Source organism: Microbacterium marinum (assembly GCF_014204835.1).
GTDB classification, from domain to species: Bacteria; Actinomycetota; Actinomycetes; order Actinomycetales; family Microbacteriaceae; genus Microbacterium; species Microbacterium marinum.
In genome coordinates, this window is the sequence record NZ_JACHMD010000001.1 from 62,054 (window position 1) to 72,640 (window position 10,587).

At 71.1% G+C, this 10,587-nt stretch carries 9 protein-coding genes; 6 read left to right on the top strand and 3 right to left on the bottom strand.

Going from position 1 to position 10,587, the window contains the following annotated elements; translation table 11 throughout:
- Nucleotides 1–66: 66 nt before the first annotated feature.
- A complete protein-coding gene (locus BKA24_RS00300; protein ID WP_184214167.1) occupies nt 67–1,518 on the top strand; it encodes an alpha/beta fold hydrolase in 1,452 nt (483 codons plus the stop codon).
- On the top strand, nt 1,515–3,050 hold the full coding sequence (locus tag BKA24_RS00305; protein WP_221417244.1) for a GMC family oxidoreductase: 1,536 nt from the start codon (nt 1,515–1,517) through the stop codon (nt 3,048–3,050). Before BKA24_RS00300 ends, BKA24_RS00305 begins: the two co-directional genes overlap by 4 nt.
- Before the next feature lie 18 nt (nt 3,051–3,068).
- On the opposite strand, the gene BKA24_RS00310 is transcribed toward BKA24_RS00305, so the two are convergent.
- The gene (locus BKA24_RS00310; RefSeq protein WP_184214169.1) at nt 3,069–3,899 is read right to left on the bottom strand and encodes a hypothetical protein; all 831 of its coding nucleotides are present in this window, start codon (nt 3,897–3,899) and stop codon (nt 3,069–3,071) included.
- Nucleotides 3,900–4,029: 130 nt separating this feature from the next.
- On the opposite strand from BKA24_RS00310, the gene BKA24_RS00315 reads away from it, so the two are divergent.
- From BKA24_RS00315 to BKA24_RS00325, 3 genes are read left to right on the top strand one after another with little or no spacing between them, the layout of a single operon-like run.
- Nucleotides 4,030–5,163 (top strand): glycosyltransferase, encoded by a 1,134-nt coding sequence (locus BKA24_RS00315; protein ID WP_184214171.1) that lies wholly within the window; start codon nt 4,030–4,032, stop codon nt 5,161–5,163.
- Nucleotides 5,160–5,420, top strand: a complete 261-nt coding sequence (locus BKA24_RS00320; protein WP_184214173.1) for a glutaredoxin family protein — start codon at nt 5,160–5,162, stop codon at nt 5,418–5,420. Before BKA24_RS00315 ends, BKA24_RS00320 begins: the two co-directional genes overlap by 4 nt.
- A gap of 22 nt (nt 5,421–5,442) precedes the next feature.
- Nucleotides 5,443–7,128, top strand: coding sequence for an aldehyde dehydrogenase family protein (locus BKA24_RS00325; protein ID WP_184214175.1), 1,686 nt, complete (start codon nt 5,443–5,445; stop codon nt 7,126–7,128).
- A gap of 180 nt (nt 7,129–7,308) precedes the next feature.
- Here BKA24_RS00325 and BKA24_RS00330 read toward each other — a convergent pair whose 3' ends face one another.
- Nucleotides 7,309–8,925, bottom strand: a complete 1,617-nt coding sequence (locus BKA24_RS00330; protein ID WP_184214177.1) for a DEAD/DEAH box helicase — start codon at nt 8,923–8,925, stop codon at nt 7,309–7,311.
- A gap of 223 nt (nt 8,926–9,148) precedes the next feature.
- Nucleotides 9,149–10,012 (bottom strand): KPN_02809 family neutral zinc metallopeptidase, encoded by an 864-nt coding sequence (gene ypfJ, locus BKA24_RS00335; RefSeq protein ID WP_184214179.1) that lies wholly within the window; start codon nt 10,010–10,012, stop codon nt 9,149–9,151.
- Between the two features lie 136 nt (nt 10,013–10,148).
- Here ypfJ and BKA24_RS00340 point away from each other — a divergent pair, with 136 nt between their 5' ends.
- The gene (locus BKA24_RS00340; protein WP_184214182.1) at nt 10,149–10,583 is read left to right on the top strand and encodes a recombinase family protein; all 435 of its coding nucleotides are present in this window, start codon (nt 10,149–10,151) and stop codon (nt 10,581–10,583) included.
- The last annotated feature ends 4 nt before the right edge of the window (nt 10,584–10,587 follow it).

Genomic DNA, 10,587 nt, shown 5'->3' on the forward strand with positions numbered 1-10,587 from the left:
CATCGCAGGCCGATCGCCTCCGCACAACCGACGGCACGAGGAAGGCCAGCTCCCTACAGTGAGGCCGTGCCGCACGCAGACCAGACGCCCGAATGCACCGTCTTCTTCCTGCCCGGACTTGGGCTGGATGCCACGTCCGCGGCATCCCTCGCCGACGAGATCGACGGGCGGTTCCGGGTCGTCAGTGTGAACCTGCTCGATCGGGGCCACGCGGCGAGCGTCGATGCGCTCGCCGACGTCGCCCTGGAACGGATCGCCGCCGCAGCCGACGGCGGACCTTTCGTCCTCGTCGGCCACAGCCTCGGCGGCAAGGTCGCCGGCCGGGTCATGGCGCGCCTCCTCGCCGGGACGGAGCCGGTGTTCGGACTCGCCGGCGCGGTCCTGCTGGCCCCCTCGCCGCCATCCCCCGAGCCGATGCCCGACGAGGCCCGGTCGCAGATGCAGGAGTGGGCGGCGGGCGAGCACCTCTCCCCCGCCGACGCGGCGGCCTTCCTCGACGACAATCTCGGCGCGCAGCTCGACGACCGCCTCCGCGGCGCCGCACTCGAGGCGATCGTCCGGCAACCGGCATCCGCCTGGCGGGACTGGCTCACGACGGGAAGCCGCGAAGATGCGACCGACCTCGTCGGCACCCTCGACCTGCCCGTCACCGTGCTCGCCGGCGATGCCGACGACGATCTCGGCGCCGCGGCGCAACCCAAGCTTCTCGGTGACGTGTATCCGCGAGCAAGGTTCGTCGCGCTCGACGGCATCGGCCACCTCCTGCCCTACGAAGCGCCACAGCGCGTCGCGGCGGAGATCGCCGCGCTGTGGGATGAGGTCGCCTCCCGCAGCCCCCGGGTCCCCGCCGCCTGGGGCGCGGTCATCGCCTCGACCCGCGTCGATCACGCCGTTCGCGGCACGCTCGCGCGTCGGGCGCTCGCGGACGACCCCGCAGCCACGCCGCGCGCCATGACCCCGACGCAACTCGACACCCTGCGCGCCCTCGCCGCCCGCCTCGTGCCGCAGGGGACCCCCGGCATCGACCTGGCGCTGCGCGTCGACGCGATGCTCGCCGACGGCAGCGGTGACGGCTGGCGACCCGCAGGCGCCCCCGCCGACCGCGATGCCTACCGCACCGGCCTCGACACCGTCGCCGCGCACTGGCCCACCGAGCCCGCAGCCCAAGACGACCTCATCCAGCGGCTCATCGCCGACGGCATCGAACCGCCCGGCACCGAACACCACGGTGCCGAGGACGAGTCCGATCACGTCGCGCTCACCGCCGGCGGCATCCGCTCCTGGTTCGAAGACGCACGGAACGACCTCATGCGCGTGTGGCTCGCCCATCCGGCCTCCCTCGCCAGGGTCGGCTACGACGGATTCGCGGTGGGTGGCACCGGCGCGGAACCGGTGGGATGGCGAACGCTCGGCGCCGGCGAGCGCGAGGCGTGGGAACCCGCCGAACTGGGCCGTCCCGAACGAGGACGCAAGAACGACTCGGAGGACACGACGCAAGAAGACGGGAGCACCCGATGATGCAGACATTCTCCGACGACGAGGTCGTCGATGTCGTCGTGATCGGCAGTGGCGCCGGCGGTGCGCCCCTGACCGCACGCCTCGCCGACGCCGGCCTGCGCGTGGTCGTCCTCGAGGCGGGGCCCGACTTCGCCCTGCACGACTTCACGCCCGACGAGCTCGAGGCGACGAAGATCAACTGGATGTCCGACCGGCTGAGCGGCGGTGACGACCCGACCGCGTTCGGGCCGAACAACAGCGGCTACGGCGTCGGCGGCAGCACCCTGCACTGGGGCGCCTTCACCCCTCGACCAGACGCCCGCGACCTCATGCTGCGCACCGAGACCGGGCAGGGTCGCGACTGGCCGATCGATCACGCCGAGCTGATCGGGTACATCGAGCGGGTCGAGTCCGACATCGGAGTGAGCGGGCCGCGGCACTACCCGTGGGACCCGGATCGTCGCTACGCGTACCCGCCGGTGCGCCGCAACGCCTCGTCGGACGCCATGATCCGCGGGTGCGACGCGCTCGGCATCACCGCCACCGACGGCCCCGCTGCGATCCTCACCCGCGACCGCGATCAGCCGCACTACGGTCTTCGCCGCGCGACCCTCGACAACGGCGACATCCACCAGGGCGATCGGTTCGGCGCCAAGGCGACGACGGCGATCACCTACCTGCCCGCAGCCGTGGCGGCGGGTGCGGAGATCCGTCCCGACGCGATGGTGCACGACATCGAACGGGATGCCGCGGGCCGGATCACCGCGGTCGTGTATCGACGAGGCGGCATCGACAGGAGGCAACGGTGCGGCGCGCTGGTGCTGGCGGCGGGCGGGGTGGAGACGCCCCGACTCCTGCTCCACACCGGAATCGCCAACGCGAACGGACAGGTGGGTCGCAACTTCCTCGCTCACGGCGGCGCGCAGGTGTGGGGGCGGTTCGACGAGCGCATCCGCGGGTACCGGGGCTACCCGTCGTCGATCATCAGCGAGGACTTCATCCGGCCCGACGACGCGAACTTCGTCGGGGGATACCTCCTGCAGAGCCTCGGCGTCATGCCGTTGAACTTCGGCACGCAGCTCGTTCGCGGCGCTGGGCTGTGGGGTGCCGATCTCATGACGGCGATCGACGACTACTCCTTCAGCGCCGGCATCGGCATGAACGGCGAGTGCCTTCCCTCCGAGGCCAATGCACTGACCCTCACGGACGAGATCGCTGACGACGGGATGCCGGTCGCGCAGATCCTCTTCAGCCAGGGCGAGAACGAGCGCGCGATCGATGCGCACGCGATCGCGGTGATGGAGCGGATCCTCCGCGCCGCCGGCGCGACGAGCACCCGCGTGCTGCAACGGTCGTGCCACACGCTCGGAACCTGCCGGATGAGCGAGGATCCCGAAGACGGTGTGGTGGATGCCGCGGGTCGGTCGCACGAGATCGACAACCTGTGGATCTGCGACAACTCGACCTTCCCGAGCGCCCTCACCGCCAACCCAGCACTCACGCAGATGGCGCTGTCGCTGCGCACCGCCGACCTGATGCTCGACGTCCGCTGAGGCTCTTTCAGGTCCGCGTCAGCCGCCGAACTCAGCCATGATGACGAGCGGTGTCTGGTTGCGGTCGCAGGCATCGGAGATCGGTCCGTAGTCCCGCCACACGTCCTCGAGCGCGCCGCCGGCGACCCGGTCGCGCTCCTGGAGGATCGCGAGGATCGCGGAGAAGGACGCCGCGAGCTCCGACGAGGACGACTCCGCCAGCTCCGCCAGGTCATACGTGGCCGCGTCGACCCGGTCGTACCATTCCGCCGCACCGAACGCGGCGTAGAACCCGTACCCGTCATCGGCGTTCTGCAGTTGACTGAGCACGTCGCTGAACGCGGCGCACTCGCGGGTCAGCGCTTCGTCCTCATCGAACGGATCGCGTGAGAAGGTGACGACGACCTCCCACTCGATCCCCTCCCCCATGAAGACGTTGACGACGTCTCCCGATGCGGGCAGCAGCGGCCACGACGAGTCGTACGTGCCGTCGCACCAACCGCCGAGCATGGCCTGCCCGAGCGCCATGGAATCGCCGTACTCCACCCCGAACTGGCTCTCGCCGACGCAGGTGACCGAGATCGAGACCGACCGGGCGCCGGTCGGCACCGAGACGACGACCTTCTCCGTCTCACCCGTCCCGACACCGCTGTAGACCTGATCGGCGAACACGGCCGGAGGTGAGGGTGAGGCGACCGGGCGCGGCGTCGGGGTGGGGGTCGCGGTCGCGCGCGGAGTGGCCGACTCGACGTCCGCAGCCGGCGCCATGACGTCGCCCGTGGCCACACATCCGGTGAGAGCGAGCAACGCCACCGCGACGGAGATCATCGGCGCTGCGGCGCGACGGCGCGCCAGGTCCCCCCAGGTCATGCACCGTGTCTATCACGTGCACTCGCTCGGCACGACAGGCGCTCTCCTCGACCCGGAAACGTCCAGTCGGGCGAAAGGCGCCCCGGGTAGGCTGAGGCGTCCCCGTGCCCGCCGAGCATCGCGAGCCCCCATGGATCTGTCGATCATCGTCCCGACCTTCAACGAGGGTCCGAACGTCGATGAGCTGCTGCGCCGCATCGGGGAGACGCTCGAGGGACGCGTGTTCGAGGTGATCTTCGTCGACGACTCGTCCGACGACACCCCCGCGGTGATCGCCGCCGCCGCCGAACGAGCCGGATTCCCGGTGCGCCTCATCCACCGCGATGTCCCGACCGCGGGTCTGGGCGGTGCTGTCGTGGAGGGCTTCCGCGTCGCGACCTCCCGGTGGTGCCTCGTGATGGACGGCGATCTGCAGCATCCACCCGAAGACATCCCCCGGCTCATCGAGCGGGCCGAGCGCGGCGATGTCGAGGTGGTGATCGCATCGCGGTACGCGTCGGGCGGCACCTCGAAGGGGCTCGCCGACGCGACGCGCACGGCAGTCTCGCGCGCGTCGACCGCACTCACGAAGGCGATGTTCCCGCGCAAGCTCGCCGGCTGCACCGACCCGATGACCGGCTTCTTCCTCCTCGACACGGATGCCGTCGACCTCGACGCCCTGCGGCCTCGCGGGTTCAAGATCCTGCTCGAGATCCTCGCCCGCCGCCAGCTCCGCCTGGACGAAGTGCCCTTCGACTTCGCGCAGCGCTACGCCGGCCAGTCGAAGGCGACCTTCACCCAGGGGATCCGCTTCCTCACCCAGCTCGCGATGCTCCGCTTCGGGCGCATGTCGGCGTTCGCGCTCGTCGGTGGCGTCGGCGCGATCGCGAACCTCATCATCATGTGGGGGCTCATCCGGCTCGGCGTCGACTACGTGCCCGCCGCGATCGCGGCGAGCGTCATCACGATCATCACGAACTTCTTCCTGCTCGAGTACCTCGTCTTCGCCGACATGCGCTCGGAGTCGGGCCGGATGCGGGCACGGTTCGTCAAGTCGTTCACCTTCAACGGCCTTGAGGCGATCATCCGCATCCCGGTGCTGTCGATCCTCGTCGAAGGCGTGCACATCCCCGCCGTCCTCGCCGCCGCACTCACCCTCATCGCCGCGTTCGTGCTCCGATTCATGTTCCACGCGCTCGTCGTGTACGCCCCTGCCCGCGCCCGCCGGACAGCCGCCGCCGAGACCGCCGAGGCCGTCTCCCCCGGGCGTACGCTGGAACCATGACCGAAACGACCGACCAGATCACGATGTTCGGCGCCGACTGGTGCCGCGACTGCCGCCGCACGAAGGCCCAGCTCGACGGGCTCGGCGTCGCCTACCGCTACATCGACCTGGAGGCAGAGCCCGAAGCGGCAGACGTCGCCCGCGAGATCTCCGGCCGCACCAACATCCCGGTCGTCGTCTACCCCGACGCGTCGCACCACGTCGAGCCCAGCAACGACGACGTCGCGGCCAAGCTCCGCGAACTGTCGCTGATCTGACCGCTCCGCGGCATCCCGCACGATGACGACGACGTCACCGGCCACCGCGTCCTCGAGCGAAGACAGCCGCGCCGCCCTCGACGCGGCGATCGCGCGCCTGCGCGTCGGGGCCGACGCCTGGGCGTCGAAGACGCTCACCGAGCGGCGTGCACTCCTCCTCAAGGTCCGCGCCGCGGTCGGCGTCGTCGCCGCGGACTGGGCGAACATCGCCGCCGCCGGTAAGGGCCTGTCCGCAGGTCACCCCCTCCGCGGCGAGGAATGGTTGGCGGGACCGTACGCGGCGCTGGTCGCGCTCGACGCGTACGCCGACACCCTCAAGTCGCTCATCGAGGGCCGCAGCCCGATCGACCGGGTGCGCACGGGCACGGCTCCGGGCGGTCGCACCGTCGTCCACACCTCGCCGCTGAATCCGATCGACGCCCTCCTGCTCTCGGGGTACACGACCGAGGTCTGGTTGCGACCCGGCGTGTCTGCGCGGCAGGCGAGGGATGCCGCCGGCCTCGCGGCGCGGCATCCGTCCATCAACGGCGGCGTGGGACTCGTGCTCGGGGCGGGGAACGTGACCTCGATCCCCTTCCTCGACGTGCTCTACGAGCTGATCGCGTTCGGCCGGGTTGCGCTCCTGAAGGTGAACCCCACGCAGGATGCGCTGGTGCCCGTCTTCACGCGAGCCCTCGCCCCGCTGGTCACCGTCGGCGCCGTGCAGATCGTGCGCGGCGGCGGCGAGGTCGGGGCGTACCTGACGCGGCATCCCGACATCGACCACATCCACATCACCGGATCCGAGGCCACCTTCCGCGCCATCGTGGGCGGTGGGAAGGACCGCCTCGCCGTGCCGATCACCGCGGAGCTCGGCGGGGTCTCGCCGATCATCGTCGTGCCCGGTCGGTGGTCGCGCGCCGACCTGCGCTTCCAGGCCGAGCACATCGCCACGATGCGCCTGCAGAACAGCGGACACAACTGCATCGCCGGCCAGGTCGTGCTCCTCAGCCGGGACTGGCCGCAGCGGGAAGAGTTCGAGCGCGAACTCCGCCGAGCGTACGCCCGCGCACCCCGCCGCCCGGTCTGGTACCCGCACAGCGACGCGCGCCTCGCGGCCGTGCGGGAGGCCTACCCCGACGCGGAGTGGTCGTCGGGTGACACCCGGGCGATCGTCACCGGCGGCGGCGACGTGGAGACCACCGAGTACTTCGCGCCGGTCCTCGGCATCCTCCCCCTGGGTGGGGATGCGGAAGGGTTCCTGGATGCCGCCGTCGAGCACGCGAACAACCGCCTCACCGGAACCCTCGGGGCGAACATCCTCGTCGACCCTGAGACGCAGCACCGACTCGGCCCGCGGTTCGAGGAGGCCGTCGCGCGCCTGCGGTACGGCACCGTCGCCGTCAACTCCTGGACCGCGTTCGGGTTCCTCACGCCGACGGCGACCTGGGGCGCCTACCCGGGCGGCACCGTCGACGACGCTCCGAGCGGACTCGGCATCGTGCACAACGCGCTGCTGCTCGACGACGTGGAGCGCACGGTCGTGCGCGGGCCGTTCCGCCCCTTCCCCCGCTCGCTCGGGAGGAGCCGGTTCTCGGTGCTCCCCAAGCCGCCGTGGTTCGTCACGGCGCGCACCGGCGCCGCGGTGTCGGAGGGCTTCGCGCGGTTCCGCATCGACCGCCACTGGGGCCGCCTCGCCGTCACCCTCGTCCGCGCATTTGGCGCGTAGCGCGCCGGGGGGCAACGGCGGGCCGTGTGGACGCGGCGTCGCGCCTGCGGCATCCCATCCGCGAGCCGCACAGAATGACGCGAGGGCCACACGGATTCAAGCGAATCGTGTGACCCTCGCGGAGAACTGTGAGCCTCGCGTCGTCGTGAGCCCGGAGGCGTCAGCGAGCGCGAGCGTCGCTCATCGGCCGGTGCGCCGGTTGCCGCCGTTCTGGCGGACGACCGAGCCGACCGTCAGGCCGCCGGTCGACGCACGACGACCGGTACGGCGGGCGCCGCCGGATGCCGGGGCTCCCGACTTCGCGCCGGAGTGACCCGCCGAGGCTCCCTGACCGTGCGACGCACCGTGCGAACGAGCCGCCGGGGCCTGAGCGGTGCGACCGCCCCCGGTGCCCCGACCGTTCCCGGCGCCGCGCCCGGCACCCTGATCGCGCCCGGCGCCCTGACCGCGACCGCTGGCCTGATCACGCCCGCTGGCCTGACCGCGCGTCGCGCCCTGACCGCGACCGCCGGATTCGCCGCCGCCCTGACCGGCGCGTGCGGCGCGCTTGCGCTGCGCGTTGGCGCCCTGGCTGCGACCGCCGCCGCGCGGCTGCTCCTGAACCGGAGCCGGGGTGACGTGCGGCGCCACCTGGCCGACGAGGTCGACCACCGACGGCGACGCCGCGGTGACCGTCTCGGGGGTGACGGAGATCGACGCCTTGCGGAGAAGGCCGTCGACGTCACGACGCTGCTCGGGCATCACGATCGTGACGACCGCGCCCTCGGCGCCGGCACGTGCGGTGCGGCCCGAGCGGTGCAGGTACGCCTTGTGCTCCATGGGCGGGTCGACGTGGACGACCAGCTCGACGTTGTCGACGTGCACACCGCGGGCGGCGACGTCGGTCGCGACGAGGACCTTCGCCTCGCCCGACGAGAACGCGGCGAGGTTGCGGTCGCGCTGCGGCTGCGACAGGTTGCCGTGCAGGTCGACCGACGGGATGCCCTGCGAGGTCAGCTGCTTCGCGAGCTTCTTGGCGGCGTGCTTGGTGCGGGTGAAGAGGATGCGGCGTCCCATGCCCGAGGCGAGGAACTTCACGAGCTCCTTCTTCTCGTCACTGCCCGCGACGTGGAACACGTGGTGGGTCATGGCCGCGACCGGCGAGTGCGCCTCGTCGACGGAGTGCAGCACCTCGTTCTGGAGGAAGCGGTTCACGAGCTTGTCGACACCGTTGTCCAGGGTGGCGCTGAACAGCATCCGCTGTGCGCCCTGCGGCGTCGCGTTCAGGATCCGCGTGACACCCGGCAGGAAGCCGAGGTCTGCCATGTGATCGGCCTCGTCGATGACCGTGATCTCCACGGCATCCAGGCTCACGAGCTTCTGCTGCATGAGGTCCTCGAGGCGACCGGGGCAGGCCACGACGATGTCGGCGCCGGCGCGCAGCGCCTGCACCTGACGGTTCTGGTTGACGCCGCCGAAGATGGTGGTGGTCGTCATACCGTACGCAGCTGCCAGCGGCGCGAGGGTGCGATCAATCTGCGTCGCGAGCTCGCGGGTGGGGGCGAGCACGAGACCGAGGATGCGGCCACGGCGGCGGGTGCCACCGGCGAGCTCCTGGCCCAGGCGCGCGACCAGGGGGATCGAGAAGGCGAGGGTCTTGCCCGAGCCGGTGCGGCCGCGGCCCAGGACGTCGCGTCCGGCGAGCGTGTCGGGGAGCGTATCGATCTGGATCGGGAACGGGGTGGTCTTGCCGTCCGCGGCGAGCGCCGAGACGAGGGGTGCAGGCACGCCGAGCGTGCCGAACGTGGGTTCAGTCATGACAGAACTAACTCGGGCGTGATCGCCCGGATCGGTGGCCCGGATGCGGGTGCGCATGCGGGTTCGCCGTGAGAAGGAGTCGCCGGCGACGATCAATCGATCGGCAGCGGATGATGCGTTCTACGACGCGAGGGGCATCGGGGAGGATGCCGCAACTACCCCAGCCTACCAGTGCCCGCTGAGGGCGGGCCGAGACGGAGTCCAGCGCCGTTCAGAATGCGGCTCAGAGTTCTCTTCCGGACACCGCAAACGTATCGCAGGCTTCCCAACCTCCCTCGTACCCGTGGGTGAACCAGCGCTGCCGCTGCTCGCTCGAACCGTGCGTCCAGCTCTCCGGGTTCACCTGTCCGGACTGCTCCTGGATGTGGTCGTCCCCGACCGCCGCCGCAGCCTCCAGCGCGTCGTCGATCTCCTGACGCGTGGGCTCCTTCATGTACGAGACGCCGTTCTTGTCTTTCTGGCTCGCGGCATCCGCGACCCAGGCTCCGGCGAAGCAGTCGGCCTGCAGTTCGGTGCGCACCGCGTTGCTGTCCTCGCCCGTCCCCTCGCGGGGGTACTGCTCGAAGATGCCGAGAAGCTGCTGCACGTGGTGCCCGTACTCGTGGGACAGGACGTAGAGCTGCGCGAGGTTGCCGGCGTCGGCGCCGAGCTGCTGGCGCACGATAGACCAGAAGGTGGGGTCGATGTAGACCTTCTCCTCGGGCGGGCAGTAGAACGGACCCGTCGCGTTCGAGGCGGTGCCGCACGCGCTCTGGGTCGACTGGTCGACGATGACGAGCTCGGGTGCACGGTACTGCTCGCCGAGCATGTCGGCCCAGTAGGAGTTGATCACCTCTTCGCCCGCGTCGAGGCGGCAGACGTCGTCTTCGTTCGCGTCCTGCCCCGTGAGGCACCCTTCGACCGCCGTGCCGGGGTCCTGCGAGCCCTGCGAGCCGCCTCCGACGAGCCCGGTGAGGTCGACGCCGGTCAGCATGCTGATCACGACGACGGCGATGCCCACGAATCCGGCGCCGCCGGCGATCACCGGTCCCCGGCCGCGCCGCTTGGCGCTGGAACCGGTGACATCTGCATCGGGATTGAATGTCATGCCGGGAAAATACTCCCCCGCGGGTGTCGCGCGCAGGTGGTTGCGCGCGGGCCGGAAACCGTGCTTCGGGCAGGTCCGGGTACGTCGTCGGCGCCACCGTCGGCCACAATGGGAGGACCGCGCAAAGGAGAGCACCGTGGACGCAGCATCGGGTGAGAACGCCCCGGCCGACTACGCCGAGTCGCGCCTCATCGCGATCCCCGCCGACCCGGCCGACGTCCCCCCGGCGCTGGCGGCGCTGCAGTCCACCCCGGAGTGGTGGCTGGCGCTCCCCGCCGGCGCACGCCTGGTCGGTCTCGTCGTCTCGCGCCCCGACATGCCGAGCATCGTGGCTCAGCGTGAGGCGCTGTCACGTTTCGGCGTGCCGATCGAGGGGTTCCGGCATCCCGCACCCGAAACCGGCGAGACGTGGGAGGAGCGGCTGACTCGACTCTTCGGGCGCCTCGGTGCCGGCGACGTGGTCGTCGTGACCGATGCGAAGGCACTGGGTCGTGACGCCTCCGAAGAGACGCGGACCGTCGCCGAACTGCGCCGGCGCTCGGTGATCGTGAAGGTGCTCGACCGCGGCTGACTCC

Coding starts and splice junctions, on each gene's coding strand:
- BKA24_RS00305 (WP_221417244.1), top strand. CDS start 1,515: ATGATGCAGACATTCTCCGACGACGAGGTCGTCGATGTCGTCGTGATC.
- BKA24_RS00325 (WP_184214175.1), top strand. CDS start 5,443: ATGACGACGACGTCACCGGCCACCGCGTCCTCGAGCGAAGACAGCCGC.
- BKA24_RS00315 (WP_184214171.1), top strand. CDS start 4,030: ATGGATCTGTCGATCATCGTCCCGACCTTCAACGAGGGTCCGAACGTC.
- BKA24_RS00310 (WP_184214169.1), bottom strand. CDS start 3,899: ATGACCTGGGGGGACCTGGCGCGCCGTCGCGCCGCAGCGCCGATGATC.
- BKA24_RS00330 (WP_184214177.1), bottom strand. CDS start 8,925: ATGACTGAACCCACGTTCGGCACGCTCGGCGTGCCTGCACCCCTCGTC.
- BKA24_RS00320 (WP_184214173.1), top strand. CDS start 5,160: ATGACCGAAACGACCGACCAGATCACGATGTTCGGCGCCGACTGGTGC.
- ypfJ (WP_184214179.1), bottom strand. CDS start 10,012: ATGACATTCAATCCCGATGCAGATGTCACCGGTTCCAGCGCCAAGCGG.